Origin of the sequence: Stakelama saccharophila (assembly GCF_032229225.1) — a bacterium.
In the GTDB taxonomy this organism is placed as follows: domain Bacteria; phylum Pseudomonadota; class Alphaproteobacteria; order Sphingomonadales; family Sphingomonadaceae; genus Sphingomonas; species Sphingomonas saccharophila.
Genome location: NZ_CP135076.1, coordinates 667284 through 686502, shown reverse-complemented (window position 1 = coordinate 686502; position 19219 = coordinate 667284). Strand labels below are relative to the sequence as shown.

Annotated in this window: 24 protein-coding genes; 7 read left to right on the top strand and 17 right to left on the bottom strand. The window is 65.9% G+C overall.

Annotated features, from left to right (window positions below):
* Positions 1–79 precede the first annotated feature (79 nt).
* Both RPR59_RS03110 and RPR59_RS03105 read right to left on the bottom strand, forming a co-directional pair.
* Positions 80–2410, bottom strand: coding sequence for a ligase-associated DNA damage response DEXH box helicase (locus RPR59_RS03110; RefSeq protein WP_313918300.1), 2331 nt, complete (start codon positions 2408–2410; stop codon positions 80–82).
* A 105-nt stretch (positions 2411–2515) separates the two neighbouring features.
* Positions 2516–2701 carry a hypothetical protein gene (locus tag RPR59_RS03105; RefSeq protein ID WP_313916564.1) on the bottom strand — a complete coding sequence of 62 codons (186 nt, stop codon included), beginning with the start codon at positions 2699–2701 and terminating at the stop codon, positions 2516–2518.
* Between the two features lie 112 nt (positions 2702–2813).
* Here RPR59_RS03105 and RPR59_RS03100 point away from each other — a divergent pair, with 112 nt between their 5' ends.
* Positions 2814–3809, top strand: coding sequence for a ligase-associated DNA damage response exonuclease (locus RPR59_RS03100; RefSeq protein ID WP_313916562.1), 996 nt, complete (start codon positions 2814–2816; stop codon positions 3807–3809).
* Positions 3810–3891: 82 nt separating this feature from the next.
* Here the strand turns inward: RPR59_RS03100 and RPR59_RS03095 are convergent, their stop codons facing one another.
* The 8 genes from RPR59_RS03095 to RPR59_RS03060 form a co-directional block, all read right to left on the bottom strand.
* The gene (locus RPR59_RS03095) at positions 3892–4935 is read right to left on the bottom strand and encodes a cache domain-containing protein (protein WP_313916560.1); all 1044 of its coding nucleotides are present in this window, start codon (positions 4933–4935) and stop codon (positions 3892–3894) included.
* Positions 4936–5015: 80 nt separating this feature from the next.
* Positions 5016–5870 (bottom strand): endonuclease/exonuclease/phosphatase family protein, encoded by an 855-nt coding sequence (locus RPR59_RS03090; protein ID WP_313916558.1) that lies wholly within the window; start codon positions 5868–5870, stop codon positions 5016–5018.
* Positions 5867–7369 carry an RNA polymerase factor sigma-54 gene (gene rpoN / locus RPR59_RS03085; RefSeq protein WP_313916556.1) on the bottom strand — a complete coding sequence of 501 codons (1503 nt, stop codon included), beginning with the start codon at positions 7367–7369 and terminating at the stop codon, positions 5867–5869. Before rpoN ends, RPR59_RS03090 begins: the two co-directional genes overlap by 4 nt.
* Before the next feature lie 6 nt (positions 7370–7375).
* Positions 7376–8152: an LPS export ABC transporter ATP-binding protein gene (gene lptB / locus RPR59_RS03080; protein WP_313916554.1), complete on the bottom strand. Its 777-nt coding sequence runs from the start codon at positions 8150–8152 to the stop codon at positions 7376–7378.
* A 126-nt stretch (positions 8153–8278) separates the two neighbouring features.
* Positions 8279–8821 (bottom strand): LptA/OstA family protein, encoded by a 543-nt coding sequence (locus RPR59_RS03075; RefSeq protein ID WP_432280283.1) that lies wholly within the window; start codon positions 8819–8821, stop codon positions 8279–8281.
* A complete protein-coding gene (gene lptC / locus RPR59_RS03070; RefSeq protein WP_313916552.1) occupies positions 8821–9465 on the bottom strand; it encodes an LPS export ABC transporter periplasmic protein LptC in 645 nt (214 codons plus the stop codon). The genes RPR59_RS03075 and lptC overlap by 1 nt, the downstream gene beginning before the upstream one ends.
* 26 nt (positions 9466–9491) lie before the next feature.
* Entirely contained in the window at positions 9492–10109 is a 618-nt protein-coding gene (locus tag RPR59_RS03065; RefSeq protein ID WP_313916550.1) for a ribonuclease D, read from the bottom strand.
* A 31-nt stretch (positions 10110–10140) separates the two neighbouring features.
* Positions 10141–10944 carry a TerC family protein gene (locus tag RPR59_RS03060; RefSeq protein WP_313916548.1) on the bottom strand — a complete coding sequence of 268 codons (804 nt, stop codon included), beginning with the start codon at positions 10942–10944 and terminating at the stop codon, positions 10141–10143.
* Between the two features lie 207 nt (positions 10945–11151).
* Between RPR59_RS03060 and RPR59_RS03055 the strand changes: the two genes are divergently transcribed.
* The gene (locus RPR59_RS03055) at positions 11152–11925 is read left to right on the top strand and encodes a cold-shock protein (RefSeq protein ID WP_313916546.1); all 774 of its coding nucleotides are present in this window, start codon (positions 11152–11154) and stop codon (positions 11923–11925) included.
* Between the two features lie 314 nt (positions 11926–12239).
* Here the strand turns inward: RPR59_RS03055 and RPR59_RS03050 are convergent, their stop codons facing one another.
* From RPR59_RS03050 to RPR59_RS03025, 6 genes are all read right to left on the bottom strand, one after another.
* Entirely contained in the window at positions 12240–12383 is a 144-nt protein-coding gene (locus tag RPR59_RS03050; RefSeq protein WP_313916544.1) for a hypothetical protein, read from the bottom strand.
* 90 nt (positions 12384–12473) lie between these two features.
* Positions 12474–14078: a cisplatin damage response ATP-dependent DNA ligase gene (locus RPR59_RS03045; protein WP_313916542.1), complete on the bottom strand. Its 1605-nt coding sequence runs from the start codon at positions 14076–14078 to the stop codon at positions 12474–12476.
* A 66-nt stretch (positions 14079–14144) separates the two neighbouring features.
* A complete protein-coding gene (locus tag RPR59_RS03040) occupies positions 14145–14330 on the bottom strand; it encodes a DUF1328 domain-containing protein (RefSeq protein ID WP_313916540.1) in 186 nt (61 codons plus the stop codon).
* Positions 14331–14387: 57 nt separating this feature from the next.
* Positions 14388–14885 (bottom strand): Dps family protein, encoded by a 498-nt coding sequence (locus RPR59_RS03035; protein WP_313916538.1) that lies wholly within the window; start codon positions 14883–14885, stop codon positions 14388–14390.
* Positions 14886–14999: 114 nt separating this feature from the next.
* Positions 15000–15566 carry a TMEM165/GDT1 family protein gene (locus RPR59_RS03030; protein ID WP_313916536.1) on the bottom strand — a complete coding sequence of 189 codons (567 nt, stop codon included), beginning with the start codon at positions 15564–15566 and terminating at the stop codon, positions 15000–15002.
* A 13-nt stretch (positions 15567–15579) separates the two neighbouring features.
* Positions 15580–15903, bottom strand: a complete 324-nt coding sequence (locus RPR59_RS03025; protein ID WP_313916534.1) for a hypothetical protein — start codon at positions 15901–15903, stop codon at positions 15580–15582.
* Between the two features lie 185 nt (positions 15904–16088).
* Here RPR59_RS03025 and rpmG point away from each other — a divergent pair, with 185 nt between their 5' ends.
* The gene (gene rpmG / locus RPR59_RS03020) at positions 16089–16256 is read left to right on the top strand and encodes a 50S ribosomal protein L33 (protein WP_313916532.1); all 168 of its coding nucleotides are present in this window, start codon (positions 16089–16091) and stop codon (positions 16254–16256) included.
* A gap of 166 nt (positions 16257–16422) precedes the next feature.
* Here the strand turns inward: rpmG and RPR59_RS03015 are convergent, their stop codons facing one another.
* The gene (locus RPR59_RS03015; protein WP_313916530.1) at positions 16423–16785 is read right to left on the bottom strand and encodes a response regulator; all 363 of its coding nucleotides are present in this window, start codon (positions 16783–16785) and stop codon (positions 16423–16425) included.
* 40 nt (positions 16786–16825) lie between these two features.
* Here RPR59_RS03015 and RPR59_RS03010 point away from each other — a divergent pair, with 40 nt between their 5' ends.
* The 4 genes from RPR59_RS03010 to RPR59_RS02995 all read left to right on the top strand — a co-directional run bounded on the left by RPR59_RS03010 (position 16826) and on the right by RPR59_RS02995 (position 19196).
* Positions 16826–17098: a DUF3572 family protein gene (locus RPR59_RS03010; RefSeq protein ID WP_313916528.1), complete on the top strand. Its 273-nt coding sequence runs from the start codon at positions 16826–16828 to the stop codon at positions 17096–17098.
* Complete coding sequence (locus tag RPR59_RS03005) at positions 17095–17748, top strand: HAD family hydrolase (RefSeq protein ID WP_313916527.1); 654 nt, start codon at positions 17095–17097, stop codon at positions 17746–17748. Before RPR59_RS03010 ends, RPR59_RS03005 begins: the two co-directional genes overlap by 4 nt.
* A gap of 13 nt (positions 17749–17761) precedes the next feature.
* The gene (locus tag RPR59_RS03000) at positions 17762–18223 is read left to right on the top strand and encodes a RidA family protein (RefSeq protein ID WP_313916525.1); all 462 of its coding nucleotides are present in this window, start codon (positions 17762–17764) and stop codon (positions 18221–18223) included.
* A gap of 202 nt (positions 18224–18425) precedes the next feature.
* The gene (locus RPR59_RS02995) at positions 18426–19196 is read left to right on the top strand and encodes a TorF family putative porin (RefSeq protein ID WP_313916523.1); all 771 of its coding nucleotides are present in this window, start codon (positions 18426–18428) and stop codon (positions 19194–19196) included.
* Positions 19197–19219 lie beyond the last annotated feature (23 nt).

Below are 19219 nucleotides of genomic sequence, written 5' to 3'. Positions count from 1 at the left end.
GCGAACAGACCTCGAAACACCCGCGATCTCTATCACGATATTGCGCGCAGCGCCACTACGGCAAAACGGCATTGCGCCGTTACGCGTCGGCCATCGCCTCCGCCGCCAGCAATTCCGCCTCCGCCAGCAGGGCATCCTCGGCCGATCCCTGCGCGACCTGTTCGCGGCCGATCAGGACCAGAACCGGCACCGCCAGCGGGCTGACACGGTCGAGCGGGCGATGCACCATCGTCGCTGCGGCGCGATCGAGCAGGTCCGCGAGGCGGCCCACATCGGTCATGCGCGCCCGCGCGTCGTTCCAGGCGGCCTGCAGCAGCAGGTGATCCGGTTCGTACCGGCGCAGCACGTCGTAGATCAGGTCGGTCGAAAAGGTGACCTGCTTGCCCGACTTCCGCTTGCCCGGATGCTGTCGCTCCACCAGCCCGCCGATGACCGCGACCTCCCGGAAGGCGCGTTTCAGGAGCGCGGAGCCCTGTACCCATTCGACGAATTCATGCTCCAGGATGTCCGCCGAAAACAGCGAGGCAGGATCGAGAACCGGATCCATGCCGTAGCAGGCCAGCGCGTAGTCATTGGCGACGAAGCCGATGGGGTTCAGGCCCTGCGCCTCCATCCGGCGCGTGATCAGCATGCCCAGCGACTGGTGCGCGTTCCAGCCCTCGAAACTGTACGCCACCATATAGTGCCGGCCCTCGCGCGGGAACGTTTCGACCAGAAGGTCGCCGGGGCGCGGCAGGGTCGAGCGCTGCTGCTGTATCTCCAGCCATTCGCGCACGTCATCGGGAAATCGCGGCCATTGCTCCCGGTCGTGCAGGAAGCCGCGCACCCGCCGCGCCAGATTGGTGGAAAGCGGCATGCGCGCGCCCATATAGCTCGGGATGCGCGCGGACCGGCTGGTGGCGCGCACGACCAGGTCGGCGACGTCGATCCGCTCCACCTCCAGGCTCATGCCGGCGAAGAAGAAGGTGTCGCCCGGCGTCAGCGCGGCGGCGAAATTCTCCTCCACCGTGCCGAGCTTGCGGCCGTTGCGGAAGCGCACCTCCAGAACCGGCGCGTCGACGATGATGCCCGCATTCATGCGGTGCTGCGTGACGAAGCGCGGATGGCTGACGCGCCACCGCCCCCGTTCGTTGGTCAGGCGCTTGAAACGGTCATAGGCCTTCAGCGCATAGCCGCCGTCGGCGATGAAGTGCAGGACGCGATCGAAGGTCTGCTCGGTCAGCGCCGAATAAGGCATGGCGCCGCGAACCTCGTCGAGCATGGCCGCCGCACCGAACGGCGCCGCGCAGGCGCAGGCCATCAGATGTTGCGCCAACACGTCCAGCGCGCCGGCGCGAAACGGGTCGGCGTCCAGCTCGCCCTCGCGCACCGCGTCGAGCGCCGCGCGCGCTTCGAGATATTCGAAGCGGTTGCCGGGCACAAGCACCGCCTCCGACGGCTCGTCGAGCCGGTGGTTCGCCCGCCCGATCCGCTGCAGCAGCCGGGACGATCCCTTGGGCGCACCCATCTGAATGACGCAGTCGACATCGCCCCAGTCGACGCCGAGGTCCAGGCTTGCCGTCGCCACCAGCGCGCGCAGCCGTCCGGACGCCATCGCCGCCTCCACCTTGCGCCGCGCCTCGCGCGACAAGCTGCCGTGATGAACGCCGATGGGCAGGCCCGACGCGTTCACCTTCCAGAGATCCTGGAAGATCAGTTCGGCCAGGCTGCGCGTGTTGCAGAACACGATCGTGGTGCGATGGGCCTCGATCTCCGCCATGACCTGCGGCGCGGCGTAGCGGCCCGAATGGCCGGACCACGGCACGCGTCCCTCCGGCAGCAATATCGCGACCTCCGGATCGGCGCCGGGTTCGCCCTGCACCATCTCGACGGTGTCGATGTCGCCGGCGGGCGCCAGCCAGGCGCGATAGGCGTCGGGATCGGCAACCGTCGCCGACAAGGCGACCCGGCGCATCCCCGGCGCGATGCGCTGCAACCGGGCGAGCGCAAGCGCAAGCAGGTCGCCGCGTTTCTGCGTGGCGAAGGCATGGACCTCGTCCACCACCACCGTGCGCAGACCGGCAAAAAGCGCGAAACTGTCCGGATAGCTGAGGAGGAGGCTGAGCGATTCGGGCGTGGTCAAAAGGATATGCGGCGGGCGCCTGCGCTGCCGTGCCTTGCGGTCCGACGGCGTGTCGCCGCTGCGCGTCTCCACCCGCAGATCGAGGCCCATCTCCGCGATCGGCGCCATCAGATTGCGCTGAACGTCGACCGCGAGCGCCTTGAGCGGCGATACGTAGAGCGTGTGCAATCCGTCGGCCGGACGCCGGATCAGATCCGCGAGCGCGGGAAGAAAGCCCGCCAGCGTCTTGCCGGCGCCGGTCGGCGCGACCAGCAGCGCGTGCCGGCCGGCCTTCGCCGCCGCCAACATTTCGCGCTGGTGGCGCCGCGGGGCCCAGCCCCGCCCGGCGAACCAGGTGCGCAGTTCCGGCGGCAGGCGGTCGGAAAGATCGTCGGATGCCTCCACCCGACGGGCTTAGAGCTTTTCGTTCACCTTGTCCTCGCGATCCTGCTCGTCATACATCCGGTGCGTCGCCGCCTCGGTCTCTATATCCTCGCGGTGCGACGTGCGGTTGTGAAGCAGCACCCAGATGATGACCGCGGCCAACAGGATCGGCCCGATCACCGTCAGTACGCCCCACAGGCTTCCGAGATCGATCATCATATTCTCCCATGCGGCTCAGATGCCGTTCATGGTCGAATCAACACAGTGGCGCGGCTTTCGATCCGATCCGAGTGGCACGGCGCCGCCGCGCCGCCCATATGATGCGGCCATGACGCTTGGAACCTGGATCGAACCCCGCCCCGAAGGCATTTACGTGCCGGCCGCCGACCTGTGGATCGACCCTTCCGCGCCGAAGGCCCGCGCGCTCGTGACCCACGGCCATGCCGACCATGCCCGCGGCGGCCATAGCGAGGTGTGGGCGACGCCGGAGACGATCGCGATCATGGAGGCCCGCTACGGCCCGCAGAACGGCAGGCCGGTTGCATATGGCGAAACCGTCGCCTTCGGCAGCGTCGATGCCACGTTCGTGCCGGCCGGCCATGTGCTGGGTTCGGCGCAGGTCGTGCTCGACCACGACGGCGAGCGCGTGGTCGCCTCGGGCGATTATAAGCGCCGCCCCGATCCCACCTGCGCGCGCTTCGAACCCGTGAAATGCGACGTCTTCATCACCGAGGCGACCTTCGGCCTGCCCGTGTTCCGACATCCCGATACGCATGACGAAATAGACAAGCTGTTGTCCGCGCTGCACGCCAATCCGGATCGCTGCGTGCTGGTCGGCGCCTATGCGTTGGGCAAGGCGCAGCGGGTCATCCGCGAACTGCGCGATCTCGGCCATGCCGATCCGATCTATATTCACGGCGCGTTGCAGCGCCTGTGCGACCTTTACGTCGAACACGGCGTCGATCTCGGCGAATTGCGGCCGGCGACCGAAAGCGACCGGTCCGCAATGAAGGGCCATATCGTGCTCTGTCCGCCGGGCGCGCTCAACGATCGGTGGTCGCGCCGCCTGCCTGATCCCGTCACGGCGATGGCATCGGGCTGGATGCGGGTGCGACAGCGGGCGCGCCAGCGCAATGTCGAGCTGCCGATCATCCTGTCCGACCATGCTGACTGGGACGAACTGACCGGGACGATCCGCGAACTGGCGCCGCGCGAAATATGGGTGACGCACGGACGCGAGGACGCGTTGGTCCATTGGTGCGCGACGCACCAGATCAAGGCGCGCGCGCTCGATCTCGTCGGCTTCGAGGACGAGGACGATTGATCGGGCGCGGTGCCGCCGATAGCTTCACGCGGCCTGCAGCCCTTGACCTTCGGCAAGCTGAAATGGCTGTAGGACGATGCGTCTAGCCGCGTTCGGGCAGCGCCTTTCGCAGGGCCTGTGCGATCTCCTCGTCGCTCGGCACCTGGTGCTCGATCACGCAGCGCAGATTGAGACCGTCGAAATCATAATAACGGCTGGCCGACGAAATGGCCGTGATCGTGCCGTCACCACTCGCACCCGCGCCGCTGCCGGCCCGGGCCGCCGCCAGATGATGACCGAAGGCGTAGGAACCCGTCGTCGCCATCACCCGGGCATCGTCATCGACGATAGAGATCACGGAATTCCCCGCCGCCTGTCTCATGACATTCATGATCTGGGCGACCTGACCTTCGAAATCATATTCCAGATAGGCGACGCCGATGGCCCGCCCCTCGTGCCGGATGGGCGCCACGAAGATCAGGACCTTGCGGCCGTTCGACCAGGGATTTTCCCACACCGCATCGGTGAACCAGTCCTCGCCCGCCGGAGCTGCCATCGCGCGTTCATACTGGTCCGCGCCGCGCAGATTTTCGGTACGCACGGACGCATTGGCATGCGCGCAGACGGGAATATTTCCGGTATCGTCGACGATGAAGGCGTTGAGGAAATATGGTGAGAATTTCAGCAATGCGCGCAGCCGGTCCAATGCCTTCGCTTCGGCATTGCGATCGCTCGCACCATGCAGGGCGCCGTCGACCACCGCCTGGTCGCAACCAAGCATCCGCACGTCGATCGAGCGATCGTAGAGCGAGCGCGATATCGAGTTCATGATCGACTGGGCCAGTTCTTCCAACCGCGCCCCTTCGACGTCGCCGACCAGTTCATCCGCGATCGCGCGGCCGGCCTCGAGGCTGCCGAGAACCTGACCGCGGAATTTCGCCGCCAGGTCGAGCGCACTGGCCGCAAGCGCCTTCACCTCCTGCGCCACGACCGAAAAGCCCCTGCCCGCTTCGCCGGACCGCGCCGCCTCGATCGACGCATTCAACGCGAGCAGGTTCGTCCGCCCCGCGATCGCCTCGCTCTTGTCGGCATAGGCCCGGACCTCGTCGTCGAGCGTCGCGATGAGAGAGCGAATACGTCGTGGCATGAAAGTGCGGTCCCCTTTGACGGACCGAACCCTGCACCGTGATGGTTAAGATGCGGTTTTTCTCGCCGCGTCCCCGGATTTCAGTCGAAGCGCAGATCCGCGATCACCGGGAAATGGTCGGACGGGTAATGGCCGTCGCGGTGATAGGTGTCGGTCGCGAAATGAAGAGGGGTGAAGCCGCGTTCCAGTATCCAGTCGATACGGCGATCCGCCTTCCCGGTGAAGTTGTGGAAGGTTTCGGCCGAACCGGCCGGATCGGAAACCTCCTCGCGAACGTCCGCAAGACCGCCGGTCAGCGTCGCGTGCGCCCTCGAATCGGGCGTCGTGTTGAAATCGCCGGTGACGATCACCGGCACCTCGGCGGGCAGCGCGGCGATACGCTTCACGATCACGGCCGCCGCCTTTTCGCGCGCGGGTTCGTCCTCCGCCTTGTACGGAAAGTGCGTGTTGTAGAGATAGAAGCGCTTGCCCGTCTCCTTGTCCTCGAACAGGCCCCAGGTGACCATGCGCGGAAGGGGCGTGCCCCAACTGTTGCTGCCCACCACGTCCGGCGTGTCGGACAGCCAGAAATTTCCGAGATCGACCAGCGTCAGCCGCTCGCGATCGTAGAACAGCCCCATATGCTCGTCTTCATGGGCGCCGCGGCGATCTACGCCGAACCAGCCATATTGCGGCAGGTGATCGACGATATAGTCGCCCTGCTTCTGCAACAATTCCTGCGTGCCGAAAATGTCGGGATGCGCCTTGCGGATGGTGTCGACGAAGACGTCGCGCCGCTTGCTCCACGAATTGGCGCCGTCATTCTCGTTCGCATAGCGCACGTTGAAGCTCATGACGCGCAGGTCGCCGTCGGACCTGCCGGCCTGCGCCGCTGCCGGAATCACGGAACACAGCGCCAGACCAACTGCCGCGACGACGCGCATCAATATCCTCAAGCTACACCCTCCAATGCCTTTTGTCGGCGCCGCTGCACCGAGCTGCCGATACCCATCGCCTCGCGATATTTGGCGACCGTGCGCCGCGCAATGTCGAAACCTTGCGCGCGTAGCATATCCACGAGCGTGTCGTCCGAAAGTATCTTCTTCGGATCCTCCGCCGCGATCAGCGCCTTCAGCGCGCTCTTTACCGCGTTGGCCGATACCGCCTCGCCGCCATCGGCCGACTGGATCGCCGAGGTGAAGAAATATTTCAGCTCGAACAGGCCGCGCGCGCAGCTCAGATATTTGTTGCTGGTCACGCGGCTGACGGTCGATTCGTGCATGTCGATCGCGTCGGCGACCTGTTTCAGCGTCATCGGCCTGAGATGCGCGACCCCCCTCAGGAAAAAGCCTTCCTGCTGCTTCACGATCTCGCTCGCCACCTTGACGATGGTGCGCTGACGCTGGTCGAGCGCCTTGACCAGCCAGTTGGCGCTGGCGAGACAGTCGGACAGCCAGCTTTTCGCTGCCTTGTCCTGCCGGCCGGACGACAGCTCGGCGTAATAGGTGCGGTCGACAAGCAGGCGTGGCAGCGTCGCGCTGTTGATCTCCACCGCCCAGCCGCCCTTGCGGCGCCCGACGAAAACGTCGGGGACGACCGCGGCCGCCGGCTCCCCGCCATAGCGGCAGCCGGGTTTGGGATCGTAATCGCGCAACTCGCGGATCATGTCGGCCATATCCTCGTCATCGACGCCGCAGATGCGCTTGAGCCGCGCAAGATCCCCGCGTGCGACGAGATCGAGATTGTCGATAAGCGCCGCCATGCACGGATCGTAGCGATCCGCCTCCCTCGCCTGCAGCGCCAGGCATTCGGCAAGGGATCGCGCGCCGACGCCCGTCGGGTCGAACGTCTGGATAATCGCCAGCACCGCCTCGATCCGGGCCAGCGGGACGCCCAGCCGGTTGGCCGTATCGAGCAGCGGGACGGTAAGGTATCCGGTCTCGTCGATCTGATCGATCAGATGCGCGGCGATGAACATGTCGGTACCGTCGACCGCGGTGCCCGCCTGCGCGAGCAGATGATCGGCGAGGCTGGTATCGCTGCTGGACAAGGCGGCGAGATCGGGTCCGTCCTCCGGCACGCCGCCGCTCGCCGTTCCGGCGAGGCCGAGGCCGCCGTCCAGCCCACCGATCGAATCGGCCGCGCTGTCATGATGGAAGGATTCGGTATCGAGATCGACATCGAGCGCCGCCTCGCCGGTGCCGCTGCCCGAGATCAACAGTTCGTCGGCGCTCGCGGGATCGCTGCGCTCGTCTGCCCGCTCCGGCAGATCTTCGGCATTGCCGGCGGAATCGTCGCCCCCGGCTTCCAGCAGGGGATTCTTCTCGATCTCCTCGGCAAGATAGGCCTCGATTTCGAGATTGGACAGCGCCAGCAGCCGGATCGCCTGCTGGAGCTGAGGCGTCATCACCAGCGATTGCGTCTGCCGCAGGTCGAGGCGGGGAGCGAGGCTCATGCGCGGCTACAGCGAGAAGCCCTCGCCGAGATAGAGGCGGCGCACATTCTCGTCGGCGACCAATTCGTCGGGCGAGCCGGTGAACAGTACCCGGCCATCGTAGATGATGTAGGCGCGGTCGACGATTTCCAGCGTCTCGCGAACATTGTGATCGGTGATGAGCACGCCGATACCGCGATCCTTCAGGTCGCAGACGAGATCGCGGATGTCGGCGATCGAGATAGGATCGATGCCCGCGAACGGCTCGTCGAGCAGCATGATCTTCGGGTCGGCCGCAAGCGCGCGGGCGATTTCGGCACGTCGCCGCTCGCCGCCGGACAATGCCATGGCCGGCGCATCCCGCAGGCGCGCGAGGCCGAATTCGTCCAGCAACCGATCGAGGCGGCGTTCGCGTGCGGCCTTGTCCGGCTCTGCCAGTTCGAGCACGGCCAGGATGTTCTTTTCCACCGAAAGACCGCGAAAGATGGAGGTTTCCTGCGGCAGATAGCCGAGCCCCAGGATCGCGCGGCGATACATGGGCAGGCCGGTGATATCGTCGCCGTCGAGCATGATCCGGCCGGAATCCGGCTTCGTCAGCCCCATGACCGAATAGAAACAGGTCGTCTTGCCCGCGCCGTTCGGACCGAGCAGGCCGATCACCTCACCGCGCGCGACGGACAGCGAAACGTCCGACAGGACCGAGCGCTTGTCATAGGCCTTGGCAATCGACACGACCGAAAGCCCCTGCTCCACCGGGGCTTCGTGAATCGGATCGGCGTCCGCCAGGGTGGCAATGTCGTCCATGATGGTCCTCAATATGCCGTCACCGCCCCCACTGGCCAGAGGGAGCAGCCGATTGGCAGGAATCGTGCATGATTATCCGCCTGGATGAAAGGGGCGGTGCGGTAAAATGGTGGCGATCGCGGATGCTCAGTCGCGTTCCGGCACCGAAAACGTTCCTGTGACCCTGCCGTTCTGTCGCTCCACGGCTCCCGGCGCCGTACTGCCCGTGCCCACTGCGGAACCGTCGATCACGGCGCGCCCGGTATCGAGGTCGATCCGCAACCGACCACCGCCGATTGTGTTGCCGTCCTGGACGAGCTGGACGTTGCCGAGCATGGTAATGACGCGGGAGTTCAGGTCGTAGACGGCATATTGCGACCGTGCGGTCTGCTGCGGACGTCGCACCAGAACGCCGCCCGCCGCCTCCATGCGCGACACCTGGGGCGATCCGCCGATGATCCTGCCGGTATAATGGACCGTCACCCGCGCGGCATTAAGCGACATTTCCGCCTGGGTGATGTTCACGTCGCCCGACAGGATGGCGCGACTGGCCTTGTCCTGCAGTTCGATATGTTCGGCCGCGAAATCGATCGGTGCGCTTGTATTGTGGCGCGATTGCGCCGCTGCGACGCCGGAGAGGGCAGTCAGCGCGGCCAGGCCGGCGATCAGGGAACGGCGCAACGACATCATCAGCGCCTATTTGCGCGCCCGGGCACGATCCGCAAGTGGGCATCGCCGTCCAGGTGGATCGTCCGGCTTTCCAGATCGGCGCTCATACGATCGCCGCTGAAGGTGCCGAGCGAGCTGCTGCCGCTTGCCGGCCCCGTGCTTTCGAGCTTGCGCGCCTTCAGATCCACCACCGCGTCGCTGGTATCGATGCGATAGTCGTCCGGCGCACGCACCCGGATCGGGCCGTCGATGCGTACCTCTTCGGCATCCATGTCGTATCGTCCCTGCTCCGCGACGATGCGCGCCGGCCCGTCGGAGAGGCGGAGCTGCGCCGCAAGGCCCCGCATCTGCACCACCGGGCGGGTCGAGCTTTCCTGCACCGCGGACTTCGCGGAGAGCAGAAAGGGACGTCCTTCGGAATCCTCTCCACGGTAGCGCGCGGCCTGAAGCCGCATACGTTCCCCGGCGACATCGACCTTGTCCTTGGCCAGCAGGAAGCTGACGTCGCCCCCCTGCACCAGCGGGGCGAGCACCAGGAACGCGGCGAGCGCACCGATCCCCATCGGCAACACCACCTGCATGATCGCCACCACCCGGTCATGCGTGCTGCCGGGCGCCGCCCAGTTCTGGCGTTCCGAGCGGACGCGGCGGGCGATGTCAGACATCGGATCGGCCGAGCGGGGCGCGCCGGTCAGACATGGGCGAAGATATCGATTTCGGGCCAGCCGGCGAGATCGAGCGCGGCACGGTGGGGCAGGAAGTCGAAACAGGCCTGAGCCAGTTCGGTGCGGTTCTCCCGATCGAGCCGACGATCGAGTTCTTCCTTCAACTGGTGCAGGAACCTCACATCGGACGCGGCATAATCCCGCTGCGCCTCCGACAGCTCCGGCCCGCCCCAGTCCGAGGATTGCTGCGCCTTGGAAATCTCGCCGCCCAGCAGTTCGCGCACCAGCTCCTTCAGGCCGTGCCGGTCGGTATAGGTGCGCACCAGTCGCGAGGCCGTCTTGGTGCAATAAACCGGCGCCGCGACGACGCCTAGATAATGCTGAATCGCGGCAAGATCGAAGCGCGCGAAATGGTAGAGCTTCAGCCGCGCCGGATCGGCGAGCACGCGCTTCAGATTGGGCGCGGCATAGTCGCTGCCGGGATTGAAGCGGACGAGATGCTCGTCGCCCCGCCCGTCGGAAATCTGAACGACGCACAGCCGGTCGCGCGGCGTGACGAGGCCCATCGTTTCGGTATCGACGGCGACGGCGCCGGGGGCGAGCACGCCGTCGGGCAGGTCTTCTTCATGGAAATGCACGGTCATTGCGTCCGCCTAGCCCCGATTGGCCGGACGCTCAATGGCCCGCCGCATCTTCTCCGCGAGCACCACGGCGTCGCCGGGCGAAGATGTTGAGCATCTCCACCCCGGCGGCGAAGGCCATGGCGGTGTAGATATATCCCTTCGGAATATGCACGCCGAAACCGTCGGCGATCAGCACCAGGCCGATCATCAGCAGGAAGGACAATGCCAGCATGACGACTGTCGGATTGCGCGCGATGAAGTTCGCCAGCGGGTCGGCGGCGAACAGCATCACGCCGACGGCGACGATCACGGCGACGATCATCACCGGAAGATCGTCCGTCATGCCCACCGCGGTCAGGATCGAGTCGATGGAAAAGACCATGTCGAGCGCGAGTATCTGGGCGATGGCGGAGGCAAAGGTCAGGCCGCGCTTGCCCGCGCCTCCGCCCGCCCCCGGCGCCTCGTGCTCCTCGCCCTCGACGTGACCGTGGATTTCGGTCGTCGCCTTGTAGAGCAGGAACAGGCCGCCGGCGATGAGGATCAGGTCGCGGATCGAAAAGGCCGTCTCGAACGTCGGTTCGCCGTGCGCACCCGGCGCCCCGGTCAGCCCCAGATCGAATATCACGGCCTTCAGCCCGACGATCCAGGCGATCATCGACAACAGGACCAGCCGCAGGATCAGCGCCAGCCCGATGCCGACGCGCCGCGCGCGCTGCTGCTGGTGCGCCGGCAGCTTGTTCGACAGGATGGAGATGAAGATCAGGTTGTCGATGCCGAGCACCACTTCGAGCACGATCAGGGTGACGAGCGCCGCCCAGGTCGCGGGATCGGCAAACAGTGCGATGATATCGGCCATGCGAAAATCTGTGCCGTTTATGCACCGGCTCCGCAAGTATCGTTGTATTGCTGGACTATTTCACGACGAATTTGTTCGCGAAGGCGACCGTTTTTCGGTATGTTGAGAATCGTGGCGCGTAGTTCGAGCGTCAGGAAGCCCGCGTTTTTCGTCCGAAGCGCCGGTTTTGAATTGGAATGCGGGCGAACCGGGAAGACGAACAGGGCAATGAGTTTCGACAAGGGACGCCGCGGCGATCGCGGCGGGCGCGGCAGAGACAAGCGGGATTTCTTCGGCGACGAGGCATATCAGAGTTTCGATCGCGGCAACGGGTTCGGCCAGGATCGGGGCGGCGGCAATGCCGGCAACGATCGCGGCGGCTTCGGTGGCGCTGATCGCGGCGGCTTTGGCGGCGGTAACCGTTTCGGTGATTCGCGCAGCGGCGGCGGTTTCCGCGGCGGTGCCGGCGGCGGCGGTGGGCGCGGCATGCCGCCCCAGGTCGTCGGAGAAGCGACGGGTGTCGTAAAATTCTTCAACGGGCAGAAGGGCTTCGGCTTCATCGTGCGCGACGATGGTGGTGAAGATGTGTTCGTCCACATCTCCGCCGTCGAGCAGGCCGGCCTGACCGGCCTGGCCGAGGGGCAGCCGCTGGGCTTCACCCTGGTCGATCGCGGTGGCCGCATCTCGGCGACCGATCTGAAGATCGACGGTGAGCCGATGCCGGTTGAGGAAAGCGCAGGCCCCGGTGCGGGTGCCCCGCGCGGCGGGCCGCAGCGGCAACTGACCGGCGAGAAGGCGAGCGGCACGGTGAAATTCTTCAATGCCATGAAGGGTTTCGGTTTCATCCAGCGCGATGACGGCCGGCCCGATGCCTTCGTGCACATCTCCGCGGTGGAGCGTGCCGGCATGCCGACGCTGAACGAAGGCGACCGCCTGGAATTCGAGCTGGAGGTCGATCGTCGCGGCAAATATGCCGCGGTGAACCTGCAGCCGGTCCAGTAAGCAGCGGCCTTTCCGTAACGGTTCGGACCGGCGCGCCTTCGTGGGCGCCGGTCAACCCGTTCGTTCGGATGGAGCGTGGCGGTTGGAAGCCCGCCGCGCCCAAGGTTTATGGCCGGACCCAGCCGGCGGGCGATGCTGCCGCGCGTCCCGCCGAGGATTGCGCCGGGCCTTGCGTCGCCCCTTGCGGGTAGGTGAGAAAGATGTTGGCGGTGAGGCGGCCTAGCCGCGGATCGGCGCACAATTCGCAGCGATTCACCCGTGCGCTCGAACCGGACTCCGCCGTCGCGGACATAGCCCGGCGGCGGATCGGTGGCCTATAGCTCGCGCTCGCACACATCCTCATATTCCGCCATCCGCTCCGCGCGGTCGGACACGGGCTCCCGCTCGCGGCCGACGACGTCCAGCACCGGCCTGACCGCACGCTTGAGCTGAAATTCAGGTGGTTTGGAGGCGGTCAAGCCGGGCTCCCGTCCCGGCGTGCGGTGGTCGGTCGCCTGTCGAACGTATGCGTAGCGGCGCGCGGAGGGCCGACGCACCCCCGCACCGACTCAGGTGATCATCCGTTCCAGCGCCGCGATCCGGTCGGCCTCCGCGGCAGGCTTGTCGCGCCGGATCCGGCTGATCCGGGGGAAGCGCATGGCGAGGCCGGACTTGTGCCGCTTCGACGAATGCACCGAATCGAACGCCACTTCCAGCACCAGCGTCTTTTCCACTTCCCGTACCGGCCCGAAACGGTCGACGGTATTGTTGCGGACGAAGCGATCGAGCCAGCGGAGTTCCTCGTCGGTGAAGCCGAAATAGGCCTTGCCCACCGGCAACAGCGTTCCGTCCTCCGCCCAGCATCCGAAGGTATAGTCGGAATAGAAGCTCGACCGTTTGCCGCTTCCGCGCTGCGCGTACATCATCACGCAATCGACCACGAGCGGATCGCGCTTCCACTTGTACCACAATCCGACGCGCCGGCCGGGTACATAGGCTGAGTCGCGGCGTTTCAGCATGACTCCCTCGATCGCCCCTTGGCGCGCGTTCTCGCGCAAGGCGGCGAGCGCCGCGAAGTCTTCGGCATCGATCAGGCTTGAGACGTCGAACCGGTCGGGATCGAGGGTTGCGACGAACGCCTCCAGCCGACGTCGACGGTCTTGCCAGGAAAACGAGCGCAAATCCTCATCGCCGTCGAACAGAATATCGTACAGCCTGACGAAGGCCGGCGCTTCCGCCAGCATCTTCCTCGACACGGTCTTGCGGTTCAGACGCTGCTGCAGCGCATTGAAACTGGCCGCACCGCCGCCCTCACCCAGCGCGTGCCCCTGCGCCTCGCCGCGCACGAGCAATTCGCCGTCGAGGGTGCCGGGTGTCGAAAAGCTATCGGCGATATCGGGAAAGGCGCGGGTGATGTCGTCGCCCGCCCGGCTGTAGAGCCGCGTCTCGCCGCCGACATGGACGAGCTGCACGCGGATGCCGTCCCATTTCCACTCGGCCGCAAAGTCGGCGAGATCGAGTTCGGCATCGTCGAGCGGGTGGGCGAGCATGAAGGGGCGAAAGACGGGCACGTCGGCCGGCGTCGGCTGCGCCGCCCGCCCCTCTCCCCAGGCGAAGATTTCCCGGTAGGGCGGCGAAAGGCCGTGCCATACTTCCTCCACCGCATCGACATCGAGCCCGAAGGCCTGGGCGAGCGCGGTCTTCGCCAGGCGCGCCGACACCCCGACCCGCAGGCCGCCCGTAGCAAGCTTGAGCAGGGCGTAGCGTTCGTCCGCGTCGAACCGGTCGAGCATCTCGGCGAGCGCCGCCGGCGCGCTCGGACGCGTCAGACCGGCCAGTCGGTCCACGACCTCGGCCAGCGACCGCCCCTGCGCCTCGGCACGATCATCCGGCGGCCGCGTGGGCTCCGGCCAGAGCAGTGCGACGGTTTCCGCCGTATCGCCGACGAAATCACGACTGAGCGAGAATAAAAGCGGATCGGTCCGCGCTTCGATCAGTCCACGCACGGTCGACGACTTCACCGCCGGCAGATCGAGGTCGCCGGTAAGCGCGGCGACGGCCCAGCCACGATCCGGGTCGGATGTCGCGCGGAGATAATCGGCGATCAGCCGCAGCTTCGCATTGCGCGAGCGCGTGTAGATCAGGCGGTTCAGGAGGTCAGCGAAGGCATGCATGGCGCTGGACGGAAAAAGGGCGGGCGATCCCGTCGCCCGCCCCGATCCGGTTCCGGTGCGTTGCGATCAGTCGACCGCGTCCTTCACCGCCTTGCCGGCCATGATACCCATCACGAGGAAGATCACGAACAGCGCGATCGCGATGAAGGCCAGGACCTTCGCAATGGTGAAGGCGACGCCCGCCGCGCCGCCGAAGCCGATGGCAGCCAGGACCAGGCCCAGCACCAGGAAAATCAGTGCCCATTTGATCATGGCATTTCCTTTCGCTTGTGTGCCTGCTTTAACCGACGGGAGCGAACAAGCGTTCCGTCAGCTCTTGCGACTGGCCTCGAACAGGAACCAGGCCCGCTCCTCCGCCTCGTCGGTCCAGTCGTCCAGGACGCCGCTGGTGGCGTTGTCCTTGGCCTCGTCGACGATGTCCTTCGCCTCGCGCAGGCGTTCGACGAGCTTGAGATTGTCCTGCCGCAGTTCGGCAAGCATATCCTCCGGCTTCACGAAATCCTTGTCATTGTCCTCGATCGTCTGCCGCCGGGCGATGTCGCCGATCGAGCGCAGCGTCGTGTTGCCGGTCTTGCGCACGCGTTCGGCGATCGCATCCGTCGTTCCCAGGATCTGCGCCGCCTGATCGTCCAGCATCAGATGGTAATCGCGGAAATGCGGGCCGGAGACGTGCCAGTGGAAGTTCTTGGTCTTCAGATAGAGCGCATAGGAATCGGCGAGAATGCCGTTCAGCGCCTGAGCCACCGTCTTGGCGGCATTGTCCTTCAGGTCGGTGGGCGTGTTGAGGGCGGCATCGCTATCAGCCATGATGTATCCTTTCCAGTCGGGTCTTTGCGAAAATTGGTTCGCAGCGAGAACGACTTTCCGCCACTTTCGCTCCGCCGCCTTTGGGGAAATGTCTCGATGACGGCGATCGGTCCGCTAGATAAGCCGCAGCGCGGCCAATGCCAGCGGCACGGCGACCAACAGGAACAATAGGCCCGATACGCGCCGCAGCCAATCCAGCGGCAGCGCCAGCCACGCCGCCTCGCCCAGCATTACCGCCGGAAGATTGGCGAGAAAGGCCCCCGCTACCGCGCCGATTCCGGCGAAAGCCGGGTGGCCGGAAGCGATGCCGATGGTCGCGGTCAGGAACTGGGTGCGGTCGCCGAGGGTCAGGATGAACAGGCCGAGCGCCGCTGTGGGAAAGGCGCCGATGCGCCATCCCGTCAGCCGGTCCGGTGGTCGGATCGGCCACAGGGCACCGATACCCGCAAAGCTCAGCGCAAGCGCCAGCATCAGGTTGCGCGCTTCCGGCACCAGCAGGGGCGCGACGACGGTTGCACCGGCTATGGCGATCACCGCCCCCGCAAGCTGGACGAACAGGATCGCGGCGAGGATCGCAACCGGTCGACCGCGGCGATCGCGCAGGATGGCCGCGAGCCAGGGCGGCCGGTCCCCCGCCTGCGCCAGCAGCGCGGCGATAAAGGCGGGGACGAGCGCGTTCATCCAAAAGGCCGGATCAGCCGTTCAGCCGGACCGAGCACGCAGCCGTGAACAGCGTCTCCGCATTCGGTTCGGAAAGATCGGAGTCGACCGCGTCGCGCAGGATGGCGAGCCAGCCCTGCACCAGCGCGCCATGCTCCCCGCGCGCCAGGGCCGAATCGATGGCGTGGATGACCGTGACGGCCGGACGAATTCCGTTACGCCGAGCGAGGCTGCGGATCGCTTCCAGTTCGGCCGCGATCTCACCGGGCCGGCTGCAATGCGCCCGCGCGCTGACGGCATCGACGCGTGCGCCGAGTTCCGCCCGGATTTCCGGCTGTACCGGCAAGTGATGCGCCATGATGTGCCTTTCCCCCGTTGGATACGTCAAGAGTGCGCCACCATGGTTAAGAGCCCGTGAAGATCGCCGCTGCGCTTGACATTCGGCGCCAATTGCCGCATCGGCACGCGCCTGACAGCGGCGCCCGTGCGAGCGGTCGCGCCGCTTTTCGCGTTTCAATCGAACCTTCGAAGGACACTCAGGTCATGGCCAAGCCGACCACCGTCAAGATCAAGCTCGTCAGCTCGGCGGATACCGGTTTCTTCTACGTCACGAAGAAGAATCCGCGCAATCAGACCGAGAAGCTGTCGTTCCGCAAATACGACCCGGTCGTGCGCAAGCACGTCGAGTTCAAGGAAGCGAAGATCAAGTGACCTTCGCGGGCGGGTAGCCTGCGAAGGTCGTCCCTGCGAAGGCGGGGATCCATGTCTTTTACCCGCCCTCCCGGCGAAGACCGGCTCGCGAGCTGCAACGCTTCCGCTTGGGACCCTGGATTCCGGCCTTCCCCGGAACGACGCGTACGGTCGCAAGCGCGGCGCGTCAGATCAGCCCGCGCACCTCTTCCATGAAGCGGGTTACCGCGATCGGTTTCGACACATAGGCGTTGGCGCCGGCGGTGCGGATGCGATCCTCGTCCTCGCGCCCGACATAAGCGGTAACGGCCATGATCGGCACCGTCTTCAGGCTGTCGTCCCGCTTCATCTGCTCGATCAGTTCGATTCCTGTTACGTGCGGCAACTGGATGTCCATGATCACGAGATCGGGCACCAGGTCGCGCGCAACCGCCACCGCGTCCCGCCCGTCGCGTACCGCCTCCGCCGTGAAACCGTGCGCGCGCAAGAGGTCGCAGAACAGTTTGAGGTTGAGTTCGTTGTCCTCGACAACCAGAACCGTCTTCGACACGCCGACTTCTCACCTGATGCTGCGGGAGTAGCCCTACGTCATGCCGCTTGGCGAAACAAATGCCAATGCCGCCATCCTGGCGCTGGGCGCACTGGCCTGGATCGTCGCGACGCCGGAACGGGCGAACCGGTATCTGGACGTCACAGGCATCGATCTCGACACGCTGCGCGCGCAGGCGGACGAACCCGCTTTCATGGCGGCGACGCTCGCTTATCTTGAAGCGCACGAACCCGACCTGCTGGCCTGTGCGGCGGCGCTCGACGTGACGCCGGAAGCGCTGGTCGGCGCCCGGCGCAAACTGGAGAATCCATGAAACCACTGCTGATCTGCGATTGCGACGAAGTGCTGCTGCACATGGTGAAGCATTTCGGCGCTTGGCTGGACGAGGAGCACGATATCGATTTCGCCCCGGATGGCGGAGATTTCGCCAATTCCATGCGACGGCGCCCCTGCGGCACATCACTGGAACGCGAAGAGATGTGGACGCTGCTGGGCGGCTTCTTTCCCGGTCAGATGGCGCGCCAGACCCTGGTTCCCCATGCGCGCGAAGCGCTGGCGGAATTGTCGCGATCTGCGGAAATCGTCATCCTGACGAACCTCGGCGATCATTGCCGCGAACACCGCGTCGCGCAGCTCGCCGAATTCGGCATCGAGCACCGGGTGGAATGCAATCAGGGCGGCAAGGGCGCCCCCGTTGCCCGACTCGTCGCCGAACATGGCGACCCGGTCACCGTCTTCGTCGACGATCTGGCCGTCCATCACGATTCGGTCGCGCACCACGCCCCCGGCGTCCACCGCCTGCAGATGGTGGCCGAACCGTCGCTAGCGCCGCGGGTTGCCGCGGCGCCGCACGCCCATGCCCGCATCGACGACTGGCGCGAGGCGAAGGCGTGGATCGCCGGCCGATTTTCCCGACAGGAGGCCGCCCCAAGCGCCTCCGCCACCGCCACCGCCACTGCATGAAGAGGGTCCCGAAATGACCGAACAGATCGAAGCGAAGCTGGCCGAACTCGGCCTTATCCTGCCCGAAGCGGCCGCGCCGGTGGCGTCCTACGTACCCGCCGTCGAATTCGGTGGGCTGCTGCATATTTCCGGCCAGTTGCCGTTCAACGACGGGGAACTGATGACGGGCCGCATGGGCGCGGGTCGCGACCTGTCCTATGGCCAGACCGCGGCGCAGCGCTGCGGCCTGATGCTCGTGGCGCAGATGAAGCAAGCGCTGGGTGATCTCAGCCGCGTGGCGCGAATCGTGAAGCTCGGCGTCTTCGTCAACAGCGCGCCCGAATTCACGGATCAGCCGAAGGTCGCGAACGGCGCCTCTGAACTGATGGCGGACCTGTTCGGCGACGCCGGCCGGCATGCGCGAAGCGCGGTCGGCGTCGCCGCGCTGCCGCTGAATGCGGTGGTCGAGGTGGACGCGATCGTCGCGGTGCGCTGACGGTCGGCACCACGCGCGTTGGCGCGAATTGTTGCCGTGCCGCAACAGTACGGCAACAATTCGGACATCATCGGCAATTTTCATTGTGCAGGGCAGCATGATCCGGCAACCTCCTGTCGTCGGATGTCAGATCGCGCACGCCAGAGGCGCCCGGACCCCGGCCGCAGGAGCGAGTGATCATCACCATCGGAAAGGGATCATCATGCGCTTCTCCACATACGGCTTTTGCGCGCTGTCGTGCTTCGCCGCCGCGCCCGCGATGGCGCAGGACACCGCCCCGCCGCCGCCCGTGACGGTTTCCGGCGGCGTCACCGTCGTCACCGACTATCGCTTTCGCGGCCTGACCCAGACGGACGAGGACGCCGCCCTTCAGGGCACGGTGAACGTCAATCACGAGTCGGGTTTCTATGTCGGCACCTGGGCGTCGACGCTGGACGACGAGGTTTCGCTGCCCGGCTACGGCGATACCGAAGTCGATCTGTACGGCGGCTATTCGACGACGCTGGACAACGGGATCGGCATCGACGTCGGCATGCTCTATTACTGGTATGTCGATGCGCCGGGCGGCAACGACACCGATTATTTCGAACCGTATGCGACGGTCAGCTACGCCATCGGCCCGGTCAGCACCAGCGTCGGTGCGAACTACGCCTGGGGCGGACAGGACGGGCTCGATTACACCGCGAGCAACGACGACAGCCTTTATCTGCACGCCGAGGCGTCGACCTCCATCCCCGGCACGCCGCTGTCGCTGAACGCGCATATCGGCCGGTCCAAGGGGTCGCTCGGCCTCTACAACCTCGACCCGAACGACGACGAATATTGGGATACGTCCTTCGGCGTGGAATGGGCCGGCGGGCCGATCACGGGCGGCGTGAAATATGTCGATACGGACATTTCCAACGCCGGCGATTTCGCCCAGGCCAATGGTCGCGGCGCCACGGTGCTGGGCTATGTCGGGCTGAGCTTCTGAGCCGGCGCCGCACGCCGCCGCTC

Coding starts and splice junctions, on each gene's coding strand:
- RPR59_RS03110 (WP_313918300.1), bottom strand. CDS start 2,410: ATGTTGGCGGCGGCGAAGGCCGGCCGGCACGCGCTGCTGGTCGCGCCG.
- RPR59_RS03105 (WP_313916564.1), bottom strand. CDS start 2,701: ATGATCGATCTCGGAAGCCTGTGGGGCGTACTGACGGTGATCGGGCCG.
- RPR59_RS03100 (WP_313916562.1), top strand. CDS start 2,814: ATGACGCTTGGAACCTGGATCGAACCCCGCCCCGAAGGCATTTACGTG.
- RPR59_RS03095 (WP_313916560.1), bottom strand. CDS start 4,935: ATGCCACGACGTATTCGCTCTCTCATCGCGACGCTCGACGACGAGGTC.
- rpoN (WP_313916556.1), bottom strand. CDS start 7,369: ATGAGCCTCGCTCCCCGCCTCGACCTGCGGCAGACGCAATCGCTGGTG.
- lptB (WP_313916554.1), bottom strand. CDS start 8,152: ATGGACGACATTGCCACCCTGGCGGACGCCGATCCGATTCACGAAGCC.
- RPR59_RS03075 (WP_432280283.1), bottom strand. CDS start 8,821: ATGATGTCGTTGCGCCGTTCCCTGATCGCCGGCCTGGCCGCGCTGACT.
- lptC (WP_313916552.1), bottom strand. CDS start 9,465: ATGTCTGACATCGCCCGCCGCGTCCGCTCGGAACGCCAGAACTGGGCG.
- RPR59_RS03065 (WP_313916550.1), bottom strand. CDS start 10,109: ATGACCGTGCATTTCCATGAAGAAGACCTGCCCGACGGCGTGCTCGCC.
- RPR59_RS03060 (WP_313916548.1), bottom strand. CDS start 10,944: ATGGCCGATATCATCGCACTGTTTGCCGATCCCGCGACCTGGGCGGCG.
- RPR59_RS03055 (WP_313916546.1), top strand. CDS start 11,152: ATGAGTTTCGACAAGGGACGCCGCGGCGATCGCGGCGGGCGCGGCAGA.
- RPR59_RS03045 (WP_313916542.1), bottom strand. CDS start 14,078: ATGCATGCCTTCGCTGACCTCCTGAACCGCCTGATCTACACGCGCTCG.
- RPR59_RS03040 (WP_313916540.1), bottom strand. CDS start 14,330: ATGATCAAATGGGCACTGATTTTCCTGGTGCTGGGCCTGGTCCTGGCT.
- RPR59_RS03035 (WP_313916538.1), bottom strand. CDS start 14,885: ATGGCTGATAGCGATGCCGCCCTCAACACGCCCACCGACCTGAAGGAC.
- RPR59_RS03030 (WP_313916536.1), bottom strand. CDS start 15,566: ATGAACGCGCTCGTCCCCGCCTTTATCGCCGCGCTGCTGGCGCAGGCG.
- RPR59_RS03025 (WP_313916534.1), bottom strand. CDS start 15,903: ATGGCGCATCACTTGCCGGTACAGCCGGAAATCCGGGCGGAACTCGGC.
- rpmG (WP_313916532.1), top strand. CDS start 16,089: ATGGCCAAGCCGACCACCGTCAAGATCAAGCTCGTCAGCTCGGCGGAT.
- RPR59_RS03010 (WP_313916528.1), top strand. CDS start 16,826: ATGCCGCTTGGCGAAACAAATGCCAATGCCGCCATCCTGGCGCTGGGC.
- RPR59_RS03005 (WP_313916527.1), top strand. CDS start 17,095: ATGAAACCACTGCTGATCTGCGATTGCGACGAAGTGCTGCTGCACATG.
- RPR59_RS03000 (WP_313916525.1), top strand. CDS start 17,762: ATGACCGAACAGATCGAAGCGAAGCTGGCCGAACTCGGCCTTATCCTG.
- RPR59_RS02995 (WP_313916523.1), top strand. CDS start 18,426: ATGCGCTTCTCCACATACGGCTTTTGCGCGCTGTCGTGCTTCGCCGCC.